General features: G+C 37.3%; 25 protein-coding genes, 20 tRNA genes, 2 rRNA genes and 4 riboswitches. Of the genes, 44 read left to right on the top strand and 3 right to left on the bottom strand.

Annotated features, from left to right (window positions below; genetic code table 11):
* The 24 genes from AAIE21_RS16520 to AAIE21_RS16405 all read left to right on the top strand — a co-directional run.
* Positions 1-119 (top strand): 23S ribosomal RNA (locus tag AAIE21_RS16520); the annotation flags it as partial.
* A 101-nt stretch (positions 120-220) separates the two neighbouring features.
* A 5S ribosomal RNA gene (gene rrf / locus AAIE21_RS16515) occupies positions 221-336 on the top strand.
* Positions 337-340: 4 nt separating this feature from the next.
* Positions 341-416, top strand: a tRNA-Val gene (locus tag AAIE21_RS16510).
* A gap of 9 nt (positions 417-425) precedes the next feature.
* Positions 426-509, top strand: a tRNA-Tyr gene (locus AAIE21_RS16505).
* Between the two features lie 12 nt (positions 510-521).
* A tRNA-Gln gene (locus AAIE21_RS16500) sits at positions 522-596 on the top strand.
* 4 nt (positions 597-600) lie between these two features.
* Positions 601-676 (top strand) — tRNA-Lys (locus AAIE21_RS16495).
* A gap of 13 nt (positions 677-689) precedes the next feature.
* A tRNA-Leu gene (locus AAIE21_RS16490) sits at positions 690-770 on the top strand.
* Between the two features lie 30 nt (positions 771-800).
* Positions 801-875 (top strand) — tRNA-Gly (locus AAIE21_RS16485).
* Positions 876-891: 16 nt separating this feature from the next.
* Positions 892-980: transfer RNA gene (locus tag AAIE21_RS16480), tRNA-Leu, on the top strand.
* Between the two features lie 3 nt (positions 981-983).
* Positions 984-1,057: transfer RNA gene (locus tag AAIE21_RS16475), tRNA-Arg, on the top strand.
* 10 nt (positions 1,058-1,067) lie between these two features.
* A tRNA-Pro gene (locus AAIE21_RS16470) sits at positions 1,068-1,141 on the top strand.
* 14 nt (positions 1,142-1,155) lie between these two features.
* Positions 1,156-1,228: transfer RNA gene (locus tag AAIE21_RS16465), tRNA-Ala, on the top strand.
* A 15-nt stretch (positions 1,229-1,243) separates the two neighbouring features.
* Positions 1,244-1,336, top strand: a tRNA-Ser gene (locus AAIE21_RS16460).
* Between the two features lie 93 nt (positions 1,337-1,429).
* Positions 1,430-1,522, top strand: a tRNA-Ser gene (locus AAIE21_RS16455).
* A gap of 23 nt (positions 1,523-1,545) precedes the next feature.
* A tRNA-Met gene (locus AAIE21_RS16450) sits at positions 1,546-1,622 on the top strand.
* Positions 1,623-1,625: 3 nt separating this feature from the next.
* Positions 1,626-1,701, top strand: a tRNA-Asp gene (locus tag AAIE21_RS16445).
* 9 nt (positions 1,702-1,710) lie between these two features.
* Positions 1,711-1,786, top strand: a tRNA-Phe gene (locus tag AAIE21_RS16440).
* Between the two features lie 9 nt (positions 1,787-1,795).
* Positions 1,796-1,871 (top strand) — tRNA-Thr (locus AAIE21_RS16435).
* A gap of 3 nt (positions 1,872-1,874) precedes the next feature.
* Positions 1,875-1,945: transfer RNA gene (locus AAIE21_RS16430), tRNA-Trp, on the top strand.
* 12 nt (positions 1,946-1,957) lie between these two features.
* Positions 1,958-2,034, top strand: a tRNA-Ile gene (locus tag AAIE21_RS16425).
* 3 nt (positions 2,035-2,037) lie between these two features.
* A tRNA-Asn gene (locus AAIE21_RS16420) sits at positions 2,038-2,112 on the top strand.
* A gap of 1 nt (position 2,113) precedes the next feature.
* Positions 2,114-2,185, top strand: a tRNA-Glu gene (locus AAIE21_RS16415).
* 175 nt (positions 2,186-2,360) lie between these two features.
* Positions 2,361-2,780: a CBS domain-containing protein gene (locus AAIE21_RS16410; protein WP_343267757.1), complete on the top strand. Its 420-nt coding sequence runs from the start codon at positions 2,361-2,363 to the stop codon at positions 2,778-2,780.
* A gap of 368 nt (positions 2,781-3,148) precedes the next feature.
* Positions 3,149-4,300 carry a DUF3965 domain-containing protein gene (locus AAIE21_RS16405; protein ID WP_343267756.1) on the top strand — a complete coding sequence of 384 codons (1,152 nt, stop codon included), beginning with the start codon at positions 3,149-3,151 and terminating at the stop codon, positions 4,298-4,300.
* 90 nt (positions 4,301-4,390) lie between these two features.
* On the opposite strand, the gene AAIE21_RS16400 is transcribed toward AAIE21_RS16405, so the two are convergent.
* Both AAIE21_RS16400 and AAIE21_RS16395 read right to left on the bottom strand, forming a co-directional pair.
* Positions 4,391-4,723 carry a hypothetical protein gene (locus AAIE21_RS16400; RefSeq protein ID WP_343267755.1) on the bottom strand — a complete coding sequence of 111 codons (333 nt, stop codon included), beginning with the start codon at positions 4,721-4,723 and terminating at the stop codon, positions 4,391-4,393.
* Between the two features lie 6 nt (positions 4,724-4,729).
* Positions 4,730-5,803 (bottom strand): SH3 domain-containing protein, encoded by a 1,074-nt coding sequence (locus AAIE21_RS16395; protein WP_343267754.1) that lies wholly within the window; start codon positions 5,801-5,803, stop codon positions 4,730-4,732.
* Positions 5,804-6,155: 352 nt separating this feature from the next.
* Positions 6,156-6,267, top strand: a riboswitch (TPP riboswitch).
* Between the two features lie 61 nt (positions 6,268-6,328).
* Positions 6,329-6,431: riboswitch (TPP riboswitch) on the top strand.
* 85 nt (positions 6,432-6,516) lie between these two features.
* On the opposite strand from AAIE21_RS16395, the gene tenA reads away from it, so the two are divergent.
* The 19 genes from tenA (at position 6,517) to AAIE21_RS16300 (ending at position 22,540) form a co-directional block, all read left to right on the top strand.
* The gene (gene tenA, locus AAIE21_RS16390; RefSeq protein WP_343267753.1) at positions 6,517-7,212 is read left to right on the top strand and encodes a thiaminase II; all 696 of its coding nucleotides are present in this window, start codon (positions 6,517-6,519) and stop codon (positions 7,210-7,212) included.
* Positions 7,181-7,930 carry an ABC transporter ATP-binding protein gene (locus tag AAIE21_RS16385; RefSeq protein ID WP_343267752.1) on the top strand — a complete coding sequence of 250 codons (750 nt, stop codon included), beginning with the start codon at positions 7,181-7,183 and terminating at the stop codon, positions 7,928-7,930. The genes tenA and AAIE21_RS16385 overlap by 32 nt, the downstream gene beginning before the upstream one ends.
* Positions 7,927-8,679 carry an ABC transporter permease gene (locus AAIE21_RS16380; RefSeq protein ID WP_343267751.1) on the top strand — a complete coding sequence of 251 codons (753 nt, stop codon included), beginning with the start codon at positions 7,927-7,929 and terminating at the stop codon, positions 8,677-8,679. The genes AAIE21_RS16385 and AAIE21_RS16380 overlap by 4 nt, the downstream gene beginning before the upstream one ends.
* The gene (locus AAIE21_RS16375) at positions 8,676-9,677 is read left to right on the top strand and encodes an ABC transporter substrate-binding protein (RefSeq protein WP_343267750.1); all 1,002 of its coding nucleotides are present in this window, start codon (positions 8,676-8,678) and stop codon (positions 9,675-9,677) included. The genes AAIE21_RS16380 and AAIE21_RS16375 overlap by 4 nt, the downstream gene beginning before the upstream one ends.
* Positions 9,678-9,687: 10 nt before the next feature.
* Positions 9,688-10,308 carry a thiazole tautomerase TenI gene (tenI, locus tag AAIE21_RS16370; RefSeq protein ID WP_343267749.1) on the top strand — a complete coding sequence of 207 codons (621 nt, stop codon included), beginning with the start codon at positions 9,688-9,690 and terminating at the stop codon, positions 10,306-10,308.
* On the top strand, positions 10,301-11,410 hold the full coding sequence (gene thiO / locus AAIE21_RS16365) for a glycine oxidase ThiO (protein ID WP_343267748.1): 1,110 nt from the start codon (positions 10,301-10,303) through the stop codon (positions 11,408-11,410). Before tenI ends, thiO begins: the two co-directional genes overlap by 8 nt.
* A gap of 207 nt (positions 11,411-11,617) precedes the next feature.
* Complete coding sequence (thiS, locus tag AAIE21_RS16360) at positions 11,618-11,821, top strand: sulfur carrier protein ThiS (RefSeq protein WP_343267747.1); 204 nt, start codon at positions 11,618-11,620, stop codon at positions 11,819-11,821.
* Between the two features lie 2 nt (positions 11,822-11,823).
* Positions 11,824-12,594: a thiazole synthase gene (locus AAIE21_RS16355; protein WP_343267746.1), complete on the top strand. Its 771-nt coding sequence runs from the start codon at positions 11,824-11,826 to the stop codon at positions 12,592-12,594.
* Entirely contained in the window at positions 12,587-13,606 is a 1,020-nt protein-coding gene (locus AAIE21_RS16350; RefSeq protein ID WP_343267745.1) for a thiazole biosynthesis adenylyltransferase ThiF, read from the top strand. The genes AAIE21_RS16355 and AAIE21_RS16350 overlap by 8 nt, the downstream gene beginning before the upstream one ends.
* A 16-nt stretch (positions 13,607-13,622) precedes the next feature.
* The gene (gene thiD / locus AAIE21_RS16345) at positions 13,623-14,435 is read left to right on the top strand and encodes a bifunctional hydroxymethylpyrimidine kinase/phosphomethylpyrimidine kinase (RefSeq protein WP_343267744.1); all 813 of its coding nucleotides are present in this window, start codon (positions 13,623-13,625) and stop codon (positions 14,433-14,435) included.
* A gap of 229 nt (positions 14,436-14,664) precedes the next feature.
* Positions 14,665-14,812, top strand: a riboswitch (cyclic di-AMP (ydaO/yuaA leader).
* 93 nt (positions 14,813-14,905) lie between these two features.
* Entirely contained in the window at positions 14,906-15,304 is a 399-nt protein-coding gene (locus AAIE21_RS16340; RefSeq protein WP_343267743.1) for a hypothetical protein, read from the top strand.
* A 16-nt stretch (positions 15,305-15,320) separates the two neighbouring features.
* Positions 15,321-15,563, top strand: coding sequence for a hypothetical protein (locus AAIE21_RS16335; protein WP_343267742.1), 243 nt, complete (start codon positions 15,321-15,323; stop codon positions 15,561-15,563).
* Between the two features lie 274 nt (positions 15,564-15,837).
* Positions 15,838-15,983: riboswitch (cyclic di-AMP (ydaO/yuaA leader) on the top strand.
* A gap of 103 nt (positions 15,984-16,086) precedes the next feature.
* Positions 16,087-16,191 (top strand): hypothetical protein, encoded by a 105-nt coding sequence (locus AAIE21_RS16330; RefSeq protein ID WP_017153210.1) that lies wholly within the window; start codon positions 16,087-16,089, stop codon positions 16,189-16,191.
* Entirely contained in the window at positions 16,188-16,268 is an 81-nt protein-coding gene (kdpF, locus tag AAIE21_RS16325; RefSeq protein ID WP_000972376.1) for a K(+)-transporting ATPase subunit F, read from the top strand. Before AAIE21_RS16330 ends, kdpF begins: the two co-directional genes overlap by 4 nt.
* Before the next feature lie 19 nt (positions 16,269-16,287).
* Complete coding sequence (kdpA, locus tag AAIE21_RS16320; RefSeq protein ID WP_343267741.1) at positions 16,288-17,955, top strand: potassium-transporting ATPase subunit KdpA; 1,668 nt, start codon at positions 16,288-16,290, stop codon at positions 17,953-17,955.
* A 13-nt stretch (positions 17,956-17,968) separates the two neighbouring features.
* Entirely contained in the window at positions 17,969-20,059 is a 2,091-nt protein-coding gene (kdpB, locus tag AAIE21_RS16315) for a potassium-transporting ATPase subunit KdpB (RefSeq protein ID WP_343267740.1), read from the top strand.
* Positions 20,060-20,077: 18 nt separating this feature from the next.
* The gene (gene kdpC, locus AAIE21_RS16310; protein WP_343267739.1) at positions 20,078-20,659 is read left to right on the top strand and encodes a K(+)-transporting ATPase subunit C; all 582 of its coding nucleotides are present in this window, start codon (positions 20,078-20,080) and stop codon (positions 20,657-20,659) included.
* A 65-nt stretch (positions 20,660-20,724) separates the two neighbouring features.
* A complete protein-coding gene (gene kdpDN / locus AAIE21_RS16305; RefSeq protein WP_343267738.1) occupies positions 20,725-21,870 on the top strand; it encodes a KdpD-like non-kinase potassium sensor in 1,146 nt (381 codons plus the stop codon).
* Positions 21,871-21,991: 121 nt separating this feature from the next.
* Positions 21,992-22,540: a cupin domain-containing protein gene (locus tag AAIE21_RS16300; protein ID WP_481858688.1), complete on the top strand. Its 549-nt coding sequence runs from the start codon at positions 21,992-21,994 to the stop codon at positions 22,538-22,540.
* A gap of 264 nt (positions 22,541-22,804) precedes the next feature.
* Here the strand turns inward: AAIE21_RS16300 and AAIE21_RS16295 are convergent, their stop codons facing one another.
* Complete coding sequence (locus tag AAIE21_RS16295) at positions 22,805-24,013, bottom strand: MFS transporter (RefSeq protein ID WP_343267737.1); 1,209 nt, start codon at positions 24,011-24,013, stop codon at positions 22,805-22,807.
* 170 nt (positions 24,014-24,183) lie between these two features.
* Here AAIE21_RS16295 and AAIE21_RS16290 point away from each other — a divergent pair, with 170 nt between their 5' ends.
* On the top strand, positions 24,184-24,624 hold the full coding sequence (locus tag AAIE21_RS16290; protein ID WP_481858689.1) for a MarR family transcriptional regulator: 441 nt from the start codon (positions 24,184-24,186) through the stop codon (positions 24,622-24,624).
* The last annotated feature ends 431 nt before the right edge of the window (positions 24,625-25,055 follow it).

The raw sequence follows: 25,055 nt of genomic DNA, 5'->3' as shown, positions 1-25,055 counted from the left end.
AGATTTCCCATAGCGTAAGCTAGTAAGATCCCTGAAAGATGATCAGGTTGATAGGTTCGAGGTGGAAGCATGGTGACATGTGGAGCTGACGAATACTAATAGATCGAGGACTTAACCATATAATATGTAGCAAATGTTATCTAGTTTTGAGAGAACATAAAAAACTTGTTGACTTTTTTAATCAATCAAGTATAATAATGTTTGTCTCAAGTGAATATAGTCTGGTAATGATGGCAGAGAGGTCACACCCGTTCCCATACCGAACACGGAAGTTAAGCTCTCTAGCGCCGATGGTAGTTGGGACCTTGTCCCTGTGAGAGTAGGACGTTGCCAGGCAAATGGAGGATTAGCTCAGCTGGGAGAGCACCTGCCTTACAAGCAGGGGGTCGGCGGTTCGATCCCGTCATCCTCCACCATATAATGTCGGAGGGGTAGCGAAGTGGCTAAACGCGGCGGACTGTAAATCCGCTCCTTCGGGTTCGGCAGTTCGAATCTGCCCCCCTCCACCATTTCTTAATTAATGGGCTATAGCCAAGCGGTAAGGCAACGGACTTTGACTCCGTCATGCGCTGGTTCGAATCCAGCTAGCCCAGCCATTAAGAGCCATTAGCTCAGTTGGTAGAGCATCTGACTTTTAATCAGAGGGTCGAAGGTTCGAGTCCTTCATGGCTCACCATTTTTAAAAATATGCGGGTGTGGCGGAATTGGCAGACGCACCAGACTTAGGATCTGGCGCCTTTGGCGTGGGGGTTCGACTCCCTTCACCCGCACTTTTAATAAAATATCTCATAACATGTCTTGCGGAAGTAGTTCAGTGGTAGAATACAACCTTGCCAAGGTTGGGGTCGCGGGTTCGAATCCCGTCTTCCGCTCCAATTTTCAATATGACATGCCGGGGTGGCGGAACAGGCAGACGCACAGGACTTAAAATCCTGCGGTGGGTGACCACCGTGCGGGTTCGACCCCCGCCCTCGGCACCATATGCGCCCGTAGCTCAATTGGATAGAGCGTTTGACTACGGATCAAGAGGTTAGGGGTTCGACTCCTCTCGGGCGCGCTTTTATTGACGGGAAGTGGCTCAGCTTGGTAGAGCACCTGGTTTGGGACCAGGGGGTCGCAGGTTCAAATCCTGTCTTCCCGATAGTTTTAAAACATGGGGCCTTAGCTCAGCTGGGAGAGCGCCTGCCTTGCACGCAGGAGGTCAGCGGTTCGATCCCGCTAGGCTCCACTTTAGTTATTTATTGGAGGTATACCCAAGTTCGGCTGAAGGGATCGGTCTTGAAAACCGACAGGCGGCGAGAGTCGCGCGGGGGTTCGAATCCCTCTACCTCCTCCATTTTATAATAATTAAAATGGAATAATTAGATAGTTAATAAAAACTATTAGATGTATAAAGATAACTAAAAGACATAATTAATATTTACTTCATGGAGGTATACCCAAGTTCGGCTGAAGGGATCGGTCTTGAAAACCGACAGGCGGCGAGAGTCGCGCGGGGGTTCGAATCCCTCTACCTCCTCCATTTTTAAAATAATATTATATCATCGCGGGGTGGAGCAGTCTGGTAGCTCGTCGGGCTCATAACCCGAAGGTCGCAGGTTCAAATCCTGTCCCCGCAACCAAATGGTCCCGTGGTGTAGTGGTTAACATGCCTGCCTGTCACGCAGGAGATCGCCGGTTCGACCCCGGTCGGGACCGCCATTTATGTTTGGCTCGGTAGCTCAGTCGGTAGAGCAGAGGACTGAAAATCCTCGTGTCGGCGGTTCGATTCCGTCCCGAGCCACCATTTTTTTATGCCGGCTTAGCTCAATTGGTAGAGCAACTGACTTGTAATCAGTAGGTTGGGGGTTCAAGTCCTCTAGCCGGCACCACTTAGGGGCATAGTTTAAAGGTAGAACAGAGGTCTCCAAAACCTCCGGTGTGGGTTCAATTCCTACTGCCCCTGTAAAGAGATTATGGGCCTATAGCTCAGCTGGTTAGAGCGCACGCCTGATAAGCGTGAGGTCGATGGTTCGAGTCCATTTAGGCCCACCATATTCCGCAGTAGCTCAGTGGTAGAGCTATCGGCTGTTAACCGATCGGTCGTAGGTTCGAGTCCTACCTGCGGAGCCATGGCCCGTTGGTCAAGTGGTTAAGACACCGCCCTTTCACGGCGGTAACACGGGTTCGAATCCCGTACGGGTCATAAAAAAGAGTCAGCAATTAGCTGGCTCTTTTTTTCTTGTGAAAAAGATAATGTGAGAGCTCTGTTTTTTCTAATATGCAATATCGTTAATCTAAAATTCCTCTATTTATTATGAAATAAATAAAGGGAATTTGGAGAAACTATAGTATGTATAAAAAGGAGGGCATAGAGCTACATGACAACAGTTAGAGAATTTATGAATACCGATATTGTACAATGTACACCGCTAGATAATGTATACGAAGCTGCTGTGAAAATGAAAGAAGAGGACATTGGAATGATTCCAGTTGTCGAGAACAATCAAGTGGTTGGTCTTGTCACTGATCGTGATCTAGTTGTTCGTGGAATTGCTGAGAAACATCCTGGGTCTAATAAAATTACAAATGTCATGACTACAGGAATTGTTTCGGTTTCTCCTAATGACTCTATTGAAAAGGCTACAGAGTTAATGGCACAGCACCAAATCAGAAGACTACCTGTAGTTGAGAATGGCCAGCTTGTTGGGATGTTAGCGCTAGGTGATTTAGCAATAACAGAGAAAGCTGATGATCAAGCAGGATTTGCTTTAAGTGAAATTTCTGAGCATACAGAATGAAATGTAGGTGTGAATTATTTTTCGCCTAGAAAATACAGTGTATTTAGATGTAAGAGAATAGGTAAGAGCGGATACGTTTTATTAATACTTATAAATAAGACTATATTGTTATTAAAACGTATCCCAATATACATAGGGAAAGAGGTTTATCTAAGTATATCTGAAGAATGACATATGTTAAGTTCATTTGAAATTTTGGTTAACAATTTCCATTACTAATTTTTGTTATGTTAAAAAATGATATAATAATAAATATAAGTTTCATAAGGGATTTTGAATATATTAATATTATTAATATTATTAATATTGTGATTATCTGCTAAGTTATTAAAAATTTCATATATATATAGAAACGGAGGGGAAATGATATGAGGGATGTACAGAGTAATCCAAATTGGAATTTGGTTACAGAGGCCTATGTGGAACCAAATGATTTTACGGACTTACTTTCTTTACTTGTACCAAATCATCCGAAAGGCGAAGGAAAAGAACGGACAATTTTAGCCTGGAAAGAAAAAGAATTTTATAAACAAGAAAACTTGGCTCCGTTTATTTTATATGGAATGAATAAAGTGAAGGATTTGCCACAGTTTCATAAAGATGAAATACCAACTTTAGTTCGTATTGTTCGTTTATGCCAGGACATTGGTTGGTATAAGGAAGCTTATACATTTATGGTGAACCATAAATTAGATGAATTTGTACATACATCTATGGAATATGAAACATGGGATGTTTTAACCCAAGTTGTGGCTTGGAACTACTTAATTGTAAAATATCGCATCGGAGAATTGGGAAATAGAGATATAATGATATGGGAAAGAATTAAATTTAATGAAGAATGTATTGAAAAATGTGAAAAGCTATTATCTCATAAGGAAGTAATGGAACTTACATTTTTTTATATTTGCAAACAGGCAAAACGATTGTCCAAAGAAGAATTGGATCAAGAGATGATGAATTTAGCAATATACTGTAATACATACGTTTATGACTTATACATATATGACCTATTAAAAAAATATCGTAAGTGTACGGATTTCTTAACATATTATGGACCTAGTCGCTCTGTTATTGCATGTCAAAGGGCTGTAATTGCTCAAATTTCTGACCGCCTTAATCCGCTAAAAACTACTCATGTGGATGATTATCTTTATGTAATGAAGGAAATGATGGAGCATATGTCATTTGAGTTTATGAATCGATACGAGCACTTCATTGGGAAACTATTATCATATGTACCATTTTTTGAAATGATTCAAGTTCCGCAACATGCATATTATTGTGAAGAGTTGATGTATGTTTGTAAAGGAATTGAACATAAAGAAGAAATTCTGCGGAATTATATATTTATACAATTACACGATTGTTTACCGTCATTTATTAAGCAATTTCTAAAGAATAAACGTTATGCAACGATTCATGATATTTTATTTTACTGGTGTGATGATGAACAACGAATGGGCTTAGAGAAGAAGTATAATTTAAGTTTTATTTATGAACGATATGCGTGTGGATAAAAAGAAATTTTTCAATATAATGTATAGGTGAAAAAAGGGGGCTCACTTGAAGTGAGACCCCTTTTTTCGTCGTAAATGTAGAAGGTTGTTCTAAGCTTCTTGTTGGTTCTTACGGTGTTCAGGAATGTAAATATATTGGGATATGATGATTAGTACCCCTATAAAAAATACAGGGAATATAGCAGCCATATGAAAACCACTATAAATAATATTTGTTATTAAGCCGCTCATAATAATAATTACAGTATATATATGAGAAATTTGTTTCTTTAGTCGGATTTTGAATGCTTCCATCAAAGATTCAATAGCAACAAATGAGATAACGATACCCAAAAAGACAGGGTTAGTATTGTAAATGACTAAGCAACAGATTAAACCGAGAAAAGCTATATACTCAATTATCAATGGTATATTACGTGGCATATAATATTACCGAACCAAATAAGGCAGTGGATTTACTGCGTTTGTCTTTTCAAAATTCCATTCACCATTATGTAATTCAAAATGGAGATGTTGTCCAAATGAATGACCTGTATTTCCCATATATCCTAACAATTGCCCGGTTTGAACTTGATCACCAACTTGTACTGAACGGTCTTTCATATGAGCGTAAACGGTTGTATATAGTTTACCTCGAATATGATGTGCTACAAATACGACATTTCCATAGCTAGCAGAGTAATAAGACTTTATAACTTTACCTGTAGCAGCTGCATGAATTGAAACATTACCTGGTGCGGAAATATCTACACCATAATGCATTTGTTCCCAGCGCATATTAAATGTAGAACTAATCGTTCCTTGAGTAGGGAATTTAAAAACAGCAGGAATAGAAGGAGCGGCTTGTCTCGTTTGTGGTTGTTTTTGAATAATATAATGTTTTGCTACAAATCCGTAAGATGTTCCGAAGCGAATTTTGTACCAGGTACCAACTGTTTCTATAACAGTGACTTGTGTCCCGTTTTGTAAAGATCCAATTACGGCAGTATCTGTTCCTGCTCCGCGGCGGACTTTTAATGTAGGTGTAGCAACGTAAAAGGAAGATTCATTTTGTACTGTAATTCCTTTTACTAATGGCTCTGATACATGGGATGCAAATTCTTTTTTTACATATCCTTGTTGTCCATTATGTGAGATTTTATACCAATCCCCTTGTATTTCTTGGACGGAGATGAATTTGCCGTTGGATAATCTATCAATAATAGGGGATTTGATATTTGGCTCAGAACGAATGTTTAACACATCGGCATTTATGATATAACTATTTTTACGTTCAGTAGATTTAGTAAACGCAATATTTGTTTTTTTTAAGGAGTTAGTTTTATTCCTTGTTTTCATTCTATTATTCAAATATAATATTTTTGAGCCTGGTTTTATATGTTGGATATTTTGTGTAGGCAATTCTTGGGCTGCTACAGTACGTGTGTCTACTTGATTTATGGATGGAAGTAGAGATGCGACTGCGACAGTAGTTGCCGTTAAAGCTGTAGCTTTCTGTTTCATCTAATATTAGCCTCCCATAGATGTATTAATATATTTTTTATTATAGTATAAAGATATAATATTTTGTGCATTGTTCACATAACTGTAATATGATATGTGAAAAAAATAACGACTTTTTAATGGAATCGAAATATATTACAAGAATAACAGATAAACAATCATTAGAGTTTGGATAAAAGATAATTAGTATTTTCAGAATAGATATAGAAATGCAAATTGAAAAAATGGCAGAAGAACGTTTTTTAGGTGGGGAAGAGAATCCACCCATGCATAGAAGTGGTCAGTAGCCCCATGCCAAGTTAAAACAGTTGCTGATAACCCATGACAATGTTATACTGACTATGGTAATTTCATATTGTGCTAGGAGAGCTGGTGTTGCCAGCTGAGAGTAAGACCGAAAGTCTTTTATCCTTTTACTACCTGATCTAGATTATGCTAGCGTAGGGAAGCAATTCGGACATGAACATTAGGTCCCCGTTTCTTTGCGTAAAGAAACGGGGATTTTTTATTTGCCAATTTAATAGTGAAAACCACTAGGGGTGCTTTGCATGCTGAGAGAGGAATAATCCTTAACCCTTACGGACCTGATCTAGGTAATACTAGCGAAGGGAAGTGGAACAACGAATAAATGTATTTTTATTTGCTGAACCACTTCTTATATAGAAGTGGTTTTTTATTTTAATAAACAGATATAAAAGGAAGGGGAAATATAAATGAAATTTTGTGAGAGGTTATTTGAGACCGTACAGCCTGTTTGGGAAAAAAGTCATAATCACCCGTTTGTAACTGGAATGGGGGACGGTACGTTAGACAAAGATAAATTCCAATATTACATCATACAAGATTATTTATATTTGCTAGACTATGCAAAACTATATGCAATAGGAGTTGTAAAAGCAACGAATCCGCAGGTAATGGGCAAATTTGCAGAACAAATAGATGGCATTTTAAATGGAGAAATGACAATCCATAAACAGTATGCAAAACGCCTTGGTATTTCTGTAAAGGAGATGGAAGAGGCAAAACCATCTGCTAAAAATTTAGCGTATACAAACTATATGATGTCAGTATCTCAAAATGGTACGCTTGCAGAGTTAATTGCGGCTCTTCTTCCATGTATGTGGAGTTATTGGGAAATTGGAAAGCGTTTAAATGATATTCCAGGAGCGAGAGATCATGAGTTCTTCGGAGAGTGGATTCAAGGATATAGCTCAGAAGAGTATGGAAGTCTTTGCATTTGGCTAATGGATTTATTAAATGAACTAGCTGAAGGGAAATCTGAACAAGAGCTAGCTAGATTAGAAGAGATTTTCTTATATTCCAGCCGATTTGAGTATTTATTCTGGGATATGGCGTATCGTAAGGAGATGTGGGGTTTTGAGGAGCAAGAGCATACTACAATTTCATAATGTTTCCTTTCATTATGATGAAAAGCCAATCATAAACGGTCTAGATGCTTCCGTGCAAGAAAAAGAGTTTGTTAGCATTATTGGACCGAGTGGCTGTGGCAAAAGTACATTGTTTCGTTTAATTACAGGGTTAGAAGAACCTACGGCTGGAAATATTCAACTGACAGAAACAACGAGTCATCCTGTAGGGTATATGCCACAAAAAGATATGCTTCTGCCGTGGAGAACGATTATTGAAAATGCGGCATTACCGTTAGAGTGCCAGGGGATAAAGAAAAAAGAAGCACATGTAAAGGCAAAAGAGCTGTTAGAACAATTTGGTTTACAAGGATACGAGAACAAATATCCGAAAGATTTATCAGGTGGTATGCGGCAACGAGTATCCTTTATTCGAACCTTATTAACAGGCGGGAACGTTTTGTTGTTAGATGAACCTTTTAGCGCATTAGATGCCTTAACGAAAGCAACGTTGCAAGAATGGTTGTTTGAACAATGGAAACAGTGGCAAAAAACAATTTTATTTATTACACACGATGTCGAGGAAGCACTTTTTCTTTCCAATCGGATTTTTGTTGTGACAGAGCAGCCTATTACAACTCTAACAGAGCGCATTGTTCCGCTAGGGATTGATCGCTCAAGAAAAGATTTGCATAAACCTGAAATACTAGCTTTAAAAGATGAATTACTAGGTATGCTACAAAGGCAGGTGCTCGTATGAAACGTGTGACAGAGTTATTGCCTGCGCTGATTTTAAGTGGCATACTGCTCATAGCTTGGGAAGTGGGGGCTAGAATTGTAGACGAGATGTATATTTTACCATCTCCTACTGCGATTCTAGCTAAAATGTGGGCATTGCGAGATATATTGCTTACAGTTCATTTGCCGGCGACGTTATACGTGGTTTTGATAGGAGTTGTTATTTCCATCGTACTTGGTGTGGGACTCGCGATGTTAATGAATGCTAGTATATGGATGGAAAGAGCATTTTATCCACTGTTGGTTGCATCACAAACGATTCCAATTACAGCTCTAGCACCATTGTTTGTTTTATGGTTTGGATATTCAATTTGGAGCAAGGTAGTTGTGACAGTTTTGATTACATTTTTCCCGATTGCAGTAAATACGTATGACGGATTACGCAGTACGAAAAAGGAATGGGAGGAACTTTTAGTTACATATGGTGCAACGAAAAAAGATATTTTTCTGAAGTTAAAGTTGCCCTCCGCACTTCCATATTTTTTCTCAGCTTTAAAAATTGCTGTTCCGCTTAGTGTAATTGGAGCAGCAATTGGTGAATGGCTTGGAGCACAGGCTGGGTTAGGATACTTTAGTAAACGAATGATGACGCAGTTAGACGGAGCTGGTGTGTTTGCGCCAATTGTACTGTTATCATTACTAGCTATTTTATTTGTATTACTCGTTTCTATATTAGAAAAGAAATTCATTAGTTGGAGGAAACATTCATGAAATTATTAAAGCGCATCTTTGTGTTTACATTATTAGTTGCAATGATTGCAGGATGTTCTAGTAATTCGGCATCAGACAAGAAAAAGAAAGAGAAAGAAATTACAGTGATGCTTGATTGGTATCCAAACGCAGTTCATAGTTTTATCTATGCAGCGATTGAAAAGGGCTACTTTAAAGAAGAAGGGGTAAAGGTGAATATTAAATTCCCTTCTAATCCAACAGATCCATTAACATTAGCGGCAGCAGGAAAAGTAACAGTTGGTTTATATTATCAGCCAGATGTTGTTATTGCAAAAGCAAATGAACAAATTCCAGTGAAATCAATTGGAGCTGTGGTCCGCTCACCACTAAATCATGTTGTATCGTTAAAATCAGCAGGTATTGGGTCACCAAAAGACTTAGAAGGTAAAACAGTTGGTTATTCTGGAACACCTTTAAGTGAGGCATATTTAAAAACGATGGTAAAAGAAGCCGGTGGTAATCCTGATACTGTAAAAGTAGTAGATGTTGGATTTGATTTAGTACCAGCGTTAATTACGAAAAAAGTAGATGCTGTTACAGGTGCTTATATTAACCATGAAGTTCCTGTTATGCGCCATCAAGGCCATGAGCCAGCATACTTTAATCCAGCTGACTATGGTGTACCAAATTATCATGAACTTGTTTTTGTCACAGGTGATAAAACATTGAAAAAAGATAAAGAATCATTGCAAGCATTTTTACGTGGTGCGAAAAAGGGATACGACTTCATGAAGAAAAATCCAGATGAGGCACTAAATATTTTATTAGATCATCAAGAAAAAGAAAACTTCCCGCTTGTTCCGGAAGTTGAAAAAGAAAGTATGAAAATTTTATTAGAGAAAATGGAAACAAAAGATGAGCCATTTTTATCGGATACAAAAGAGTCATGGGAAAAACAAAATAAATGGTTGAAAGAAAAAGGAATGACAAAAGAAAGTGTCCCTGCCAATGAATTATTTGAAAACATTTTAAAGTAGGCGAGTGAATATGAAAGATGAGCTCCATGTTATCTCAAATGGTCAGATGACATTCGAAGAGTTAACGAATGTAGCGATGCAAATTGAGAGTGAGATTGATTATTTGCATATTCGTGAGCGTGAGAAAAATACGAAAGAGTTATATGAAGGTGTGGAAAGTCTTTTAAAAAGAGGTTTTCCAGCATCTAAGCTTGTGATGAACGATCGGATTGATATTGCGATTCTATTAAATATCTCTCGCGTACAATTGGGATATCGAAGCGCAGATGTTAGGTCTGTAAAAGAAAAGTTTTCTTATTTGCATGTTGGGTATTCTGTGCATTCTTTGGAAGAAGCAATAGCAGCCTTCAAAAACGGTGCAGATTCCCTTGTTTATGGTCATGTATTTTCAACGAATTGTAAGAAGGGTGTTCCAGCAAGAGGGTTAGAAGAAATTTCAGATATGGCAAGGCGATTAACGATACCGATTACAGCTATCGGTGGGATAACACCTCAAAATACAGCAGAGGTTCTTAGGTCTGGTGTAAGTGGTATTGCTGTTATGTCTGGGATTGTCAGTGATCGTACTCCATACGAGAAAGCAAGATTGTATAAGGAAACAATAAGAAAGTGGGCGGAAAATCATGAGTAAGATATATGATGTAGCCATTATTGGTGGTGGTGTAATTGGTAGTTCAGTTGCACATTTTCTAGCGGAAAGAGGATACCAAGTGGCGATTGTTGAGAAGCAAATAATTGCGTCTGAAGCTTCTAAAGCAGCGGCAGGTTTACTTGGTGTACAGGCGGAGTGGGATGCGTATGATCCACTATTTGAGCTTGCTAGAGAAAGCCGTACAATATTTCCACAACTTGCAAAAGCTTTACGCGAAAAAACTGGCATCGATATTGGGTACGAGGAGAAAGGTATATACCGGATTGCCCAAAATGAAGATGAGAAGACAAGAATACTAGATATTATGGACTGGCAACAGAAAACAGGTGAAGAATCATATTTTATGACAGGAGATGAGCTTCGTGAAAAAGAGCCCTTTCTCTCTTCGGCCATTACGGGGGCTGTATATTATCCGAAAGATGGTCATGTCATCGCGCCGGAACTTACTAAAGCATTTGCGCATTCTGCAGCCGTTTCTGGAGCTGATATATATGAACAAACAGAAGTATTTGATATCAAAATAGAGAACAATCGAGTCGTAGGGATTATTACGAATGACGGTATGATTCTATGTGAAAAGGTAGTAATCGCTGGTGGTTCATGGAGTACAAAACTGCTTCGTCATTTTGATAAAGAGTGGGGGACATACCCTGTGAAAGGAGAAGTTGTTGCTGTAAAGAGTCGTAAACCACTACTAAAATCTCCTATTTTTCAAGAGCGGTTTTATATCGCGCCAAAACGTGGGGGACGTTATGTAATTGGAGCAACAATGAAGCCTCATACGTTTAACAAATCTGTACAACCAGAAAGCATCACTTCAATACTAGAGCGTGCTTATACAATCTTACCAGCTTTGAAAGAAGCAGAATGGGAAAATGCGTGGGCAGGGTTACGCCCGCAATCTAATCATGAAGTTCCTTATATGGGAGAGCATGAGGAAATAAAAGGGTTATATGCTTGTACGGGTCATTACCGAAACGGAATTTTATTAAGTCCTGTTTCTGGTCAATATATGGCAGATTTAATAGAAGGAAAGCAAGGCAATCATTTGCTAGATTCATTGCTTTCAAAGCCAGTTTAGATAAATGCAAATTGAAAAATGACATAAAACCTTTCTTTTTAGGTGGGAGAGAGCATCCGACCATGCATAGAAGCGGTCAGGTCCTTTTCCTGCCCCATGCCAAATGAAAACAAAGAGAGAAAACGAGAGCAGATTACCTTTTGTTCTTCAAAGCCGTGACTTATACGCTTGAAAAACAAAATGGATTTATAGAAAGGGGATGGAAGCTTGAACTTAAAAATTAATGGTAAGCAAATAGAGGTACCTGGGAGCATTAAGACAGTAGCAGAACTGCTTACGCATTTAGGATTAGATACAAAGATTGTTGTAGTAGAACGTAATACAGATATTTTAACAAAAGAAGACCATCAAAGTGCATCTGTTTTTGATGGAGACCAAATTGAGATTGTAACTTTCGTAGGAGGCGGTTGATTATGTTAAACATTGGACCATTTACATTCAATTCTAGACTTTTATTAGGAACAGGAAAATTTTCAGATTATGATGTGCAAAGAAAAGCAATTGAAGTATCAGAGGCAGAGATTTTAACATTTGCAGTGCGCCGTATGGATATATTTGATGCAGACCAACCGAATTTATTAGAAAAAATTGATGTGAAAAAATATACATTACTACCAAATACAGCAGGAGCGAAAAATGCTGAGGAAGCAGTTCGCATTGCAAAATTAGCAAAAGCTTCAGGGCTTTGTGACATGGTAAAAGTAGAGGTTATTGGTGATGACAGAACGTTATTACCAGATCCAGTTGAGACTTTAAAGGCATCTGAAATGCTTTTAGAAGAAGGGTTTATCGTTCTTCCTTATACATCAGATGATGTTGTATTAGCTCGTAAACTACAAGAACTTGGTGTTCATGCGATTATGCCTGGTGCATCACCAATTGGTTCAGGCCTTGGTATTGTGAACCCATTAAACTTAAGTTTTATTATTGAACAAGCAACTGTACCAGTTATTGTGGATGCAGGGGTAGGTAGCCCAGCTGATGCAGCGTTTGCAATGGAATTAGGAGCAGACGGTGTGCTATTAAATACAGCTGTATCTGGTGCAAAAGACCCTATTAAAATGGCATCCGCAATGAAATTAGGTATTCATGCAGGACGCTTAGGATTTGAAGCAGGACGTATTGCACGTAAGCGCTGCGCGACGGCAAGTAGCCCACTAGAAGGAATGAGTGTAGTTGAATAATCGATATTCTCGCCAAGAGCTATTTTCTCCAATTGGAGAAAAAGGGCAACAAAAGATAGGAGAAAAGCATGTACTAATTATCGGTGCGGGAGCACTTGGTAGTGCGAATGCAGAGATGCTTGTAAGAGCTGGTGTTGGCCGTGTAACAATTGTTGATCGCGATTATATTGATTGGAGTAATTTACAACGTCAGCAGTTATATTGTGAGGAGGATGTGAAAAATAATCTTCCAAAGGCTGTAGCAGCACAAAGACGCTTGCAAGCAATTAATAGCAATGTAATCGTAGAAGCTTTTGTTCAAGATGTAACGGCGGAAGAATTAGAAGAGCTCGTTAAAAATGTTGATGTCATGATTGATGCGACTGATAATTTTGAAACACGTTTTATCGTTAATGATATATCACAAAAGTATTCTATTCCGTGGATTTATGGGGCGTGTGTAGGAAGTTATGGCCTTTCTTATACGATTTTACCAGGAAAGACTCCGTGTCTATCTTGTTTATTACAATCCATCCCGCTTGGCGGAGCGACATGTGATACAGCAGGGATCATTTCACCTGCTGTATCTCTCGTTGTTTCTCACCAAGTAACGGAAACTCTTAAACTTTTAGTAGAGGATTATGAGGCACTTCGGGACGGACTTGTATCGTTTGATGTATGGAAAAATGAATATTCATGTATGAATGTACAAAAACTTCGAAAGCATAATTGTCCTTCATGTGGTGAGGAAGCGGTGTACCCATATTTAAATAAGGATAATACGTCAAAAACTGCGGTTTTATGCGGGAGAAATACAGTTCAAATTAGACCGCCTTATAAAGAACAACTGGATTTTGAACGGTATAAAGAACTGCTGCGCGACCATGTAGCAGAGTTAATGGTAAATCCTTATTTATTATCATTTTCGGTTGAAGGAAAGAGACTAGTTGCGTTTCAGGACGGTCGTGTTCTCGTCCATGGAACGAAAGATATAGTAGAAGCAAAGATAATTTATCATCGTTATTTTGGATAGAAAAAGGGTGAGTGAGATGAAAGTGAATAAAGCTTTAACAATTGCTGGATCTGATAGCGGCGGCGGTGCTGGGATTCAAGCGGATTTAAAAACATTTCAAGAGCTAGGTGTATACGGAATGACAGCTATTACAGCTATTACAGCCCAAAATACACTTGGTGTGCAAGGGGTATATCCAGTTGTACCTCAAGGGATTCAAGAACAATTAAACTCTATTGGTACAGACTTAACACCAGATGCTGTTAAACTTGGTATGTTATTTAGTAGTGAAATCATTAAGGTAGTAGCAGAAAATATTAAAAAGTTTGGCTGGAATAATATTGTATTAGATCCTGTTATGATTGCAAAAGGTGGGGCATCATTATTACAACAAGAAGCTGTGCAGGCATTAAAGGAATATTTATTACCAATTGCAACAGTTGTGACTCCGAATGTACCAGAAGCTGAAGTATTAACTGGAATGGAGATTCACAATATCCAAGATAGTAAAGAAGCTGCAAAAGTATTGCACGAATTAGGGGCCCAGTATGTTCTTATGAAAGGCGGACATGCGGAATATCAAGGTAACGAAGTAATTGATTTACTTTTCGATGGTAAGCAGTTTGTTGAATTTAGAAGCGAGAGAATTGATTCAAAACAAACACATGGTAGCGGTTGTACATTTGCATCTGCTGTAACGGCGGGACTTGCAAAAGGCTACCCAATTGAAGAGGCAGTAGGGGAAGCAAAACAATTTATTAGTATAGCAATTGAAGAGCAATTAAATATTGGAAGTGGTCATGGACCAACGAATCATTTTGCGTACAAACGTCAAGAAAGTCGTACATAAAGTGAAACTTTAATCAGTGGGGGAAACAGGAGCTAATAGGTTCCTGTTTTTTGTCGTTATTTGTCGCGAGGTCGATATATTTGGATTTGCACTGATAAAATTTCATTTACCAATTTATTCTACAGCACTATTGCTAAAAATTCTATCTCTCCTGTTTAACGGTCATATAACTGGTTTTTTTGTTGTTTACTTTTTCCATATTTAGGAGTATTATATCAGCCAGAATCTGTTTTTGGTAACGCTGAGTCCAATTCATTTGGAGCGGAGGAACCAAATTGTGCATCGTCACTAGGGGTGAATCTTTCATGATGAAAGTAGGGCTACTCTCAAAGTCCGAATCCGACAGCTAACTTCGTAAGCGTTTTGGGAGAGGATGGTGCATGGATGGGTACATTGCTTCATCGGTCTGATTAGTATAGGAGAATATCAATCTATATTCGAATTCTTTTATGCTAAGGAGGATGATATACATGGATGAGGAAAAAGAAGTAACGCTCATTTGTGTAGGGGAAGAGGAAAAAGTAAACAGTTTACGAGAATTAGTGCCTTTTCAACAAGATATGATTATTTTTACCACAACTGAACATGTAGCGGCTGAAGTGAGAGCATGTGGATTTGAATCAACGTATTGCTGCAATAAGGAACTAAATATAACAAGTATTTGTAACGGAATAAAAAAAGTAATCTTGCTAGGAGATGAGCTTCCAATCGTTAGCTTTTTTACTGAACGTATTCGTTTTTCTTTTCAAGCGCCTATTACAGTTGTCACAAGAAATAAAAGATATCCAGTCAGGCTCTATCAAACAATAGGAGCTAAATTTGTAGTGTTTACAAACTGTGATAATATTTCTTTTTTATTTTTTGAATAGGGCGGAGGAAGTGAAGATGAAGGTGTTATTACGTGAGGATATAGCAAATCGTTGGGCAGTATCAGTAGATCGAGTTCAAGAATTAGCAATGCAAGATCCAAATTTTCCAAAGCCGTATATAGTATTGCCATCAAAAGATAGTTTGTATTTAGAGCTCGATCTGATTGCGTATGAAAAAATACATGTGGAGTTGACACAAGTGTGCTTTCGTGGTCGGAGTTTACGAACGTTTTTAGCATGTTTTACAAATGGTGAGTGATATTGACAAGCTTATGAATGAGAAAAGAGCGGATTCCAGATGCTGAAATAGTATCTAGAATGATCCGCTCTTTTTTATTATTTCTAAATTAAAAGTTTATTTTAATGAAAAAGAAAGAAAAGACAAGGAAACAGATGATAAAATATTAATCTTAATCAATGTAAGCGTTTAAATGGATAATTCTTTTCTTATTTTAGTTAATTTTGCTCTTTACAAGTGAAATAGAGAGGAGTATATTTACATTCATAAATTGTTCATAAAAATTTCCAAAAACAACCTGATATCGCTGAGTCCAAGTATTTGGAGCGGGGGAACCAATTTTGTGCATTGTCACTTGGGGTGAATCTTTCATTACGAAAGTAGGGCTACTCTTTAGGCCCGAATCCGACAGCTAACCTCGTAAGCGTTTGGAGAGGAGGTTTACTTTTGTGTTGTTCATTTTTGAACACTGAGTAGAGCCTCAGTGTTCTTTTTTTGATGGGTAAATGGTAAAATTTTACATTCAAAGAGGAGAGGGATTGTAATGCTTGATATTGTGATGATCGGGATCTTTGTTGTATTAGTAGCATCTATGATAGGGCTTGCAAGCTGGTCAGATAAAGTTGTGAAAGAAGGGAAGCAATCATGATGATTGCCTTATCGATTATTGTTGCAGCGATTACTGTGTATTTAGTTTATGCGTTATTAAATCCAGAGAAGTTTTAATTAGGGGGAATCATTCATTATGATTTGGGTCGCAGTTGTCATCACAATGTTGTTATTTATTCTTGTTGCCAAGCCAACGGGTATTTATTTAGAGAAAGCTTTTCAAGGTAGTCGGAAATTAGATAAAGTATTTGGGCCTTTTGAAAAATTTATTTTCAAAATTGCAGGCGTTAGATCATACAACCAAACATGGAAACAGTACGCGTTATCATTAGTTGCACTTAATGGATTTATGATTGTAGTTGTATATTTTATTTTCCGTTTGCAAGGGGTATTGCCGTTAAATCCAGCGCATATTGAAGGGATGGAGCCGACGCTTGCTTTTAATACAGCAATTAGCTTTATGGCAGATACAAACTTACAGCATTATAGCGGTGAAAATGGATTATCTTATTTATCACAATTAATTGGAATTACGTTCTTAATGTTTGCTGCACCGGCAACAACATTAGCACTTGTAATGGCTTTTATAAGAGGATTAGCAGGCAAGGAACTTGGTAACTTTTTCGTTGATTTTACACGAGCTTTAACAAGGGTCTTCCTTCCAATCGCATTTGTTGCAGCACTGATTTTTGTTGCTTTAGGTGTACCACAAACGTTAGATGGAGCGGTTACAGCACACACGATTGAAGGTGTGAAACAAAGTATTTTGCGCGGTCCAGTAGCTTCATTCGTTTCGATTAAGGAGCTTGGTAATAATGGTGGTGGATTCTTCGGAGCAAACTCCACACATCCATTTGAAAACCCAGGACAAATCAGTAACATTTTACAAATGATGCTTATGATGCTATTGCCGACAGCGCTGCCGTTTACGTACGGAAGAATGGTTGGAAATAAAAAACAAGGACGTATCCTTTTCGTCTCCTTATTCATGGTATTTTTAATTGGATTTGGAACAATTGTTTCATCAGAATTACAAGGGAATCCAGTGTTAAATCAAATGGGTATGGAGCATGTACAAGGAAGTACAGAAGGTAAAGAAGTACGATTTGGAACAATCTTTTCTTCACTATATGCGACAGTAACAACAGCAGCAGAAACAGGTGCAGTTAATACAATGCATGACACGTTAACGCCAATTGGTGGATTGGTACCACTTGTAAATATGATGTTAAATACAGTATTTGGCGGCGTTGGCGCAGGTTTTGTCAATATTATTATGTACGCAATTATTGCAGTCTTTATATCTGGATTGATGGTTGGACGGACACCAGAATTTTTGGGTAAAAAGATTGAAGGGAAAGAAATGAAATTAATAGCGGTAACGATATTATTCCATCCATTGCTTATTTTAGGATTTTCAGCATTGGCTCTTTCAACACATGTAGGGACAGATGCAATTTCTCACTCAGGTTTTCATGGGTTAACGCAAGTTGTATATGAATATACATCTTCAGCTGCTAATAATGGATCTGGATTTGAAGGGTTAGCAGATAATACGCCGTTTTGGAATATTACAACTGGTTTAGTTATGTTTTTAGGACGCTATTTCAGCTTAATTACAATGCTAGCTGTTGCGGCTTCATTAAAAGAGAAGACAGTCGTACCGGAAACAGTCGGAACATTCCGAACAGATAATAGCTTATTTGGAGGTATCTTCATTGGAACAATCGTAATTGTCGGGGCGTTAACATTCTTCCCAATGTTGGTATTGGGTCCAATTGCAGAATTTCTTACATTGAAGTGATGGAGGGTAAATGATGAAACCTGTAGTGGTAAAAGAAAAACAAGTGAATCAATCACGAATACATGTTGTAGAAGATGAAGTTAGACAAGCAAAAACAATGGATCGTGACATTGTTACACATGCGATGAAGCAATCAGTCGCAAAACTGAATCCAAAAGTAATGGTGAAAAATCCAATTATGTTCGTAGTGGAAATTGGATTTATAATTACTTTGATTTTATCGTTTCTTTCCAATGAATCAAATAGTATACCAGGTTGGTTTAATATAACAGTTTCTCTTATTCTATTATTTACTGTCTTGTTTGCTAATTTTGCAGAAGCATTAGCAGAAGGGCGAGGAAAAGCACAAGCAGATTCTTTGAAACAATCGAAGAAAGATGTATTCGCAAATGTCTTAAAGGAGAATGGTAAAATCATTCAAGTTTCAGCTACTGAACTGAGAAAGGGCGACATTGTAATTGTAAAACAAGGAGAAATGATTCCAAGTGATGGCGAAGTAATTAAAGGTTTGGCATCAGTGGATGAATCAGCAATAACAGGTGAATCTGCTCCTGTTATTAAAGAAGCAGGTGGTGACTTTTGCTCAGTAACGGGCGGTACAATGGTTGTCAGTGATGAGATTACAATTTCGATTACAAGCAATCCTGGTGAGTCATTTATAGATAAAATGATCTCGTTAGTAGAAGGGGCTGCTCGTCAAAAAACACCGAATGAGATTGCTCTGAACACAGTATTAACAAGTTTAACTCTTATTTTCTTAATTGTAGTTGTGACACTACCAATCTTTACGAATTATTTAGGGTTTAAGATTGATACTGCTGTACTTGTTGCACTTCTTGTTTGTTTAATTCCAACGACAATTGGTGGCTTATTATCAGCCATTGGGATTGCTGGGATGGACCGTGTTACGAAATTTAATGTATTAGCAATGTCAGGTAAAGCTGTAGAAGCTGCTGGTGATATTAATACAATTATTTTAGATAAAACAGGGACCATTACTTTTGGGAATCGGATGGCACATACATTGCTTCCTGTAGGAAACGAAACAATTGAGCAATTAGGCAAATGGGCGGCATTAGGATCCGTTTTAGATGAAACGCCAGAAGGTCGTTCTGTAATTGAATATGTAAAATCAAAAGCTTTATCATATAACCATGAACTTGCTGAGCAAGGTGAGTTTGTTCCGTTTAAAGCAGAAACAAGAATGAGTGGTGTAGACTTACTTGATGGTACAAAAGTGAGAAAAGGTGCAGTTGGTGCGGTTATTGAGTGGGTACAAGCACAAGGTGGTATGATTCCAAAAGATTTGAATCAAAAAGCGGATTTCATTTCAAAAGAGGGTGGGACACCACTTGTAGTTGCAGTGAATAATCGTATTTATGGATTAATTTATTTAAAAGATACTGTAAAACCTGGCATGCGTGAACGTTTTGAACAGCTTCGTCAAATGGGAATTAAAACAGTTATGTGTACAGGTGATAATCCATTAACAGCAGCAACTATTGCGAAAGAAGCAGGTGTAGATGAGTTTGTAGCGGAATGTAAACCAGAAGATAAAATTGCCGTTATTAAAGCAGAACAAGATAAAGGAAAACTTGTAGCAATGACAGGTGATGGTACAAATGATGCACCAGCGCTAGCGCAAGCTGATGTAGGATTAGCGATGAATAGCGGAACCACAGCTGCGAAAGAAGCGGCGAATATGATTGACCTAGATTCCAATCCAACAAAAATTATTGAGGTTGTAGGGATTGGGAAACAGTTGTTAATGACGCGTGGTGCACTTACAACATTTAGTATTGCGAACGATATAGCAAAATACTTTGCAATTATTCCAGCGATGTTTACATTGGCAATTCCGCAAATGGAAGCACTCAATATAATGAAGTTAACTTCGCCGCTTTCAGCCATTTTATCAGCATTAATATTTAATGCGGTTATTATCCCTTTACTCATTCCATTAGCAATGAAGGGGATTGCATATAAGCCAATGAGTTCTAATGCTTTGCTTAGTCGTAACCTATTCATTTACGGACTTGGAGGAGTTATTGTTCCTTTCATTGGGATTAAGGTGATTGATCTAATTGTAGGGTTGTTTATATAAGGAAGAGGGGAAAAGAAGATGGCTAAAAAACAAAGTATACTTTCACCGGTCATTCGTGTTACCTTTACATTTCTTGTTCTATGTGGGCTTTTATATCCGTTACTTGTAACTGGAATTGCACAAGCAGTGATGAAGGATAATGCAGATGGAAGTCTTATATATAATGAGAAAAATGAAGTGATTGGTTCAAAACTAATTGGTCAAAACTTTACAGACCCGCGTTATTTTCATGGGCGTGTCTCTAGTATAGAATATAAAGCAGAAGCATCAGGGTCAAATAACTATGCACCATCTAATCCTGATTTAGTAAAACGTGTAGAAGAAAGTATAGCGAATTGGAAGGATAAAAACCCGGCTGTTTCAGTTACAGAAGTACCGATGGACTTAGTTACGAATTCAGGTTCAGGACTCGATCCTGATATTAGTCCGAAGGCAGCTTACGTACAAGTTGATCGTATCTCGAAATTAACGAATATTCCGAAAGAAAAGCTGAATCAATTGATTAAAGATCAAACAGAAGGTGCTGCACTAGGTTTATTCGGAGAGGATCGTGTAAACGTCTTAAAACTAAATTTGGAGTTACAGAAAATAATGAAATAGTATCATTACTACCTCAATCCAATCGATTGAGGTAGTGCTGTTTGCTAGGAAGGGTTGTGTGTGTCATGTATGCAGATGACTATAAACCGACGTTTCAAAGAAGAACACCAGAAGAGTATTTAGAATACATTCGAGAGCAAAACCGGGGGAAGTTAAAGCTATATGTAGGTGCTGCCCCAGGGGTAGGGAAAAGTTATAAAATGTTGTTTGATGCTAGGGAGATGAAAAAAGAGGGTGTTGATATTGTAATAGGTTTAATTGAAACACATGGCAGAAAAGAGACAGAAGAAGCAATTGCTGATTTAGAAAAAGTCTCTTTAAAGGAAATAACCTATAAAGGAAAAGTATTTTATGAGCTTGATGTAGGGGGAATTATAAAGCGAGCACCACAAGTAGTTGTTGTCGATGAACTAGCACATAGCAATATCCCTGGATCAAAACATAAAAAAAGATATATGGATGTAGAAGAACTATTAGAGGCGGGAATATCAGTATTATCAGCGTTTAATATTCAGCATCTGGAAAGCGTTCATGATATTGTGGAACAAATCACGAATGTAAAAGTACGAGAGCGTATTCCTGATTTTATTTTACAAAAAGCAAATGAGATTCAACTTGTTGATGTAACACCTGAAGTGCTGCGGAAACGATTAATAGATGGAAAGATATATAAGGAAGAAAAAATTCAGCAAAGCTTACAAAATTTTTTTACGGTTAATAATTTAGGTGCTTTACGAGAGTTATCACTTCGTGAAGTTGCTGATGATATGGACGAGAAAATTAGTCAGTCGGTGATGGAGCCAATAGGTGTAAAGGAGAAAATTCTTGTCTGCGTACAATACAGTTCAACAGCAGAGAAATTAATAAGGCGTGGCTGGCGCATGGCGGATCGGTTAAATGCTGAATTATATGTGCTAAATGTAGAAAGAGAAAATATAGAATCATTGTCGGCAGGAAAAAGGCAAACAATTGGTGAGTGGCAAGCTTTGACGAATCAATTTCATGCTACTTTCTTATTGGAAGAAATGAAAGGAAGAAAGCCAGCTGATGTCATTATTGAAGTTGCGAAACGATTACAGGTCACCCAAATTTTACTTGGTCAATCAGCAAGAACAAGGTGGGAAGAGATTCGAAAAGGCTCCATTGTAAATGAAATTATGAGGCAGACAAAGCATATTGATATTCATATTGTTGCAGACCAAAGAGCATAAAGTGTTTCTTTGAAATAAAGTTGGATAATTTATTACTGCCCATTTAGCCCCATTTTGCATCCATATAAATAGGCAACTGCATAGGATAAAAGGTAAATGAAATCATGAGAGGAGCATGAATATGTACCGTAAATCATGCTATCACTATCAATGGGAAAATCCAATGCATAACAATTGGAATAACAACAATTGGATATATAATTGGAATCCTTATTATTGTAATAGGAACAACAACAACAACTGGAATCCTTATTGCGGAAGCGTCAGATTAACAGATTATGGACCAAAACCATTTGTAGTGAATATTGATCAAGCTACTAAGCAAAACAATACTTACCGCACCACTTTATGGACAGGGGAAAACTTTCAGGTGACTTTGATGAGTATTAATGTTGGAGATGATATAGGTTTAGAGGTCCACCCTACAACTGATCAATTCATACGTATTGAAGAAGGTCAGGGACTTGTTCAAATGGGTGATAGTAAAGATAAATTAGATTTTCAAGAAATGGCCTATGATGACTATGCGATTATGATACCTGCTGGAAAATGGCACAATGTAACCAATATGGGTAATATACCACTAAAAATTTATGCTATCTATGCGCCACCAGAGCATCCATATGGTACAGTTCATGAAACAAAAGCAATTGCCATGTATGTCTACTGAAGAAAACCGCTATTACTAATCAACTAACAAGTGTCAATGTTCGACAAAATGTATCTTAAAACAATCAAACTTTTTATAAAAAAATTTAAATTTGCTGAAGAAGACTCCATTTTGATCAATCTTTTTTCAAATGGAGTCTTCTTATATACTTTAAAATATAAGTTTGTAGGGCGTTTTTAGTTAGACTTTATTCAAAAACTACATAAAGTGAGAATGTCTAAGTTCAGGAAAAGAGCTGTTCTCGGACACTCTCTTTTTTGCATGTTATTTAGCCTTTTGAATTTCTACGTTTTTTACAGGATGATGAGCTAGTTTTTTCATCGCATATAAGACCACGATTAGAAAAAGAATCGCCCCTGTAAAGAAAATCCAAAAGTAATTTTGATTAAAGAGTAGAAACCCACCTACAATTGGTCCCATGCCCATTCCGATATAACGAATAAAGTTATACATACCAATAGCAGTTGCTCGTTCTTCTAAAAATTCTTCTGTTAATAAAGTTGTATGAGTGGGCATAGATAATCCCATGCTAAAACCGTATAGAGATGTAGCGATGATAAGGATTAGGATATTTATATGATATGTGAAAGAGAATAGGATAACGCATATGATATTGAAGAAACTAGTGATAAGTAGAGCTTGTTTTGTTGTAAGCAATGTTTGTAAAAACTTGTAGCAATAACTGCCTAGCATAATGCATAGGGACATTGGTACAAACATAAGGCCGATTTCACCTGCGTTCAGATGAAATAGATTTGTTAATATCGCGGGTAAAAAAACGAGAAAACAAAAATATAGACAAAACTGGATAAAGCCAATGATTGCAATAGAAAATCCAGTGTTATGCCGTAAGATGCTCCAATAGTTATTGGTTGTTTTTGTTTTTTTAAGTACATTTGGTTTGGTTTCTGGGAGCAGTGAGATATTTGTAATTAATAAAATGACACCAATTGTAGATAAAAAGAGAAAAATAGATACGTGTCCATTTATATTTCCAAGATAGCCACCCATAAGAGGACCTATCGCAGGGGCAAGAGCAAGTAGTGTTTGATACAGGCTCATCGCTTTGCCTCGTTCATTTCCTTCGAATAAGTCGCCAATAATTGTAGCTGCTACAACAGGAATGGCAGCTATTCCTAGTGCTTGAATCGCTCTAAAAATAAGAAATACATAAATGTTTGTTGTAAAGGCACAACCAATTGAACCGATTGTACTTATTAATAAACTAGGAATAAGAATATATTTTCGTCCTTTTGCATCAATTAATGGTCCGTAAATAAGCTGCATAATGGCAAGAACAAAAGTAAAAATAGAGACAGTTAAATTTACAAGATAAAGAGAGGTGCGAAAGGAATCTTGAATCATTGGTAAAATAGGTGTGTAAATATTTTGAGCAAAAGAACCTAATAGAGCACTCAGGCAAACAATGTATAGAATGGAGTTTAATCTTGATGAAGATAATGAATGTCTCATAATAAACCCTCCTTAATTTAGTTTCCAAGGAAACTAAATTAATTTTAACATTATTTTCTTACTTGTAAAGATAAAAAAATGATTTTAAAATGGTATATAGTTAAATTGTTTCTGTGGAAACTTATAAAGTATCATGGAGGGGATCTGATTTGGACCGTACATTAAGGGAAATGGAAATACTTTCGGATATTCGGACACTTGTTCATAAAAAAGAAGAGCATATGAAGGAAAATGATGAGCAGTTTCTTCGTGAGACAGGTGTAAGCGGTATGTCTCTATCAGAACTACACGTAATTCAATGCATAGGAACAAAAGGTTTAATAAATGTGACAGCGATTACGGAAGAGATGGGAATGACAAAGGGAGCAATTTCTAAAATTTGTACAAAATTGTTTCATAAACAATTTGTTGAAAAGATGAAGATGCTAGATAATCAAAAAGAAATATTTTTCCGTTTAACAGATAGTGGAAATGAAATTTATATAGCGCATGAGACACTTCATCAACAAGCTGAAGAGAAGTGGCTATTACTTTTAAATCAGTATACAGAAGAGGAATTGTCATTGATTCAAAGGTTTATAAAGGATGTAGGAGCGCATTTAGAAAAGTAGAGGAATAATTTTTGCTTGTATTAAGCCTTCTGAATATGGTTTTTGGAAAGACTCATATATAATAGAAAGAGATACTTAACAAGATGAATAGTTAAAGATTCTAGATATATATAAATTCAAATAAAAAAACTAACATCCAACCATTCTTTTTAGATAGGTGAGAGCATCCGGCCATTCATAGAAGCGGTCAGTGCCTTTTTTAGCCCCATGCCATGTAAAAACAGAAGGAGAAAAGGAGTGAAAGTCTCTTTCTGTTCTTCATAACCACAATTTATATGTTAGAAAATCAAATTGGATTTATATATAAATGGAAATTATAAAACTATTCTTTTAGGGTGATAGAGAAGATTCGCCGGTGGATAGAAGCGGTCAGTGCCTTTTTTGGTCCCATGCTATGCAAAACCAAAAGGAAGAAACGAGCGGAGTTCACT

Origin of the sequence: Paenibacillus sp. 102 (assembly GCF_039549175.1) — a bacterium.
Classification (GTDB): domain Bacteria; phylum Bacillota; class Bacilli; order Bacillales; family Bacillaceae_G; genus Bacillus_A.
Note: the sequence above shows the minus strand (reverse complement) of the source record. Positions and strands in the feature narration are given on the sequence as shown.

Excerpts from the sequence above, each read along its gene's own strand:
- AAIE21_RS16410 (WP_343267757.1), top strand. The coding sequence starts at position 2,361 with ATGACAACAGTTAGAGAATTTATGAATACCGATATTGTACAATGTACA.
- AAIE21_RS16405 (WP_343267756.1), top strand. The coding sequence starts at position 3,149 with ATGAGGGATGTACAGAGTAATCCAAATTGGAATTTGGTTACAGAGGCC.
- AAIE21_RS16400 (WP_343267755.1), bottom strand. The coding sequence starts at position 4,723 with ATGCCACGTAATATACCATTGATAATTGAGTATATAGCTTTTCTCGGT.
- AAIE21_RS16395 (WP_343267754.1), bottom strand. The coding sequence starts at position 5,803 with ATGAAACAGAAAGCTACAGCTTTAACGGCAACTACTGTCGCAGTCGCA.
- tenA (WP_343267753.1), top strand. The coding sequence starts at position 6,517 with ATGAAATTTTGTGAGAGGTTATTTGAGACCGTACAGCCTGTTTGGGAA.
- AAIE21_RS16380 (WP_343267751.1), top strand. The coding sequence starts at position 7,927 with ATGAAACGTGTGACAGAGTTATTGCCTGCGCTGATTTTAAGTGGCATA.
- AAIE21_RS16375 (WP_343267750.1), top strand. The coding sequence starts at position 8,676 with ATGAAATTATTAAAGCGCATCTTTGTGTTTACATTATTAGTTGCAATG.
- tenI (WP_343267749.1), top strand. The coding sequence starts at position 9,688 with ATGAAAGATGAGCTCCATGTTATCTCAAATGGTCAGATGACATTCGAA.
- thiO (WP_343267748.1), top strand. The coding sequence starts at position 10,301 with ATGAGTAAGATATATGATGTAGCCATTATTGGTGGTGGTGTAATTGGT.
- AAIE21_RS16355 (WP_343267746.1), top strand. The coding sequence starts at position 11,824 with ATGTTAAACATTGGACCATTTACATTCAATTCTAGACTTTTATTAGGA.
- thiD (WP_343267744.1), top strand. The coding sequence starts at position 13,623 with ATGAAAGTGAATAAAGCTTTAACAATTGCTGGATCTGATAGCGGCGGC.
- AAIE21_RS16340 (WP_343267743.1), top strand. The coding sequence starts at position 14,906 with ATGGATGAGGAAAAAGAAGTAACGCTCATTTGTGTAGGGGAAGAGGAA.
- AAIE21_RS16335 (WP_343267742.1), top strand. The coding sequence starts at position 15,321 with ATGAAGGTGTTATTACGTGAGGATATAGCAAATCGTTGGGCAGTATCA.
- AAIE21_RS16330 (WP_017153210.1), top strand. The coding sequence starts at position 16,087 with ATGCTTGATATTGTGATGATCGGGATCTTTGTTGTATTAGTAGCATCT.
- kdpF (WP_000972376.1), top strand. The coding sequence starts at position 16,188 with ATGATGATTGCCTTATCGATTATTGTTGCAGCGATTACTGTGTATTTA.
- kdpA (WP_343267741.1), top strand. The coding sequence starts at position 16,288 with ATGATTTGGGTCGCAGTTGTCATCACAATGTTGTTATTTATTCTTGTT.
- kdpB (WP_343267740.1), top strand. The coding sequence starts at position 17,969 with ATGAAACCTGTAGTGGTAAAAGAAAAACAAGTGAATCAATCACGAATA.
- kdpC (WP_343267739.1), top strand. The coding sequence starts at position 20,078 with ATGGCTAAAAAACAAAGTATACTTTCACCGGTCATTCGTGTTACCTTT.
- kdpDN (WP_343267738.1), top strand. The coding sequence starts at position 20,725 with ATGTATGCAGATGACTATAAACCGACGTTTCAAAGAAGAACACCAGAA.
- AAIE21_RS16300 (WP_481858688.1), top strand. The coding sequence starts at position 21,992 with ATGTACCGTAAATCATGCTATCACTATCAATGGGAAAATCCAATGCAT.
- AAIE21_RS16295 (WP_343267737.1), bottom strand. The coding sequence starts at position 24,013 with ATGAGACATTCATTATCTTCATCAAGATTAAACTCCATTCTATACATT.
- AAIE21_RS16290 (WP_481858689.1), top strand. The coding sequence starts at position 24,184 with ATGGAAATACTTTCGGATATTCGGACACTTGTTCATAAAAAAGAAGAG.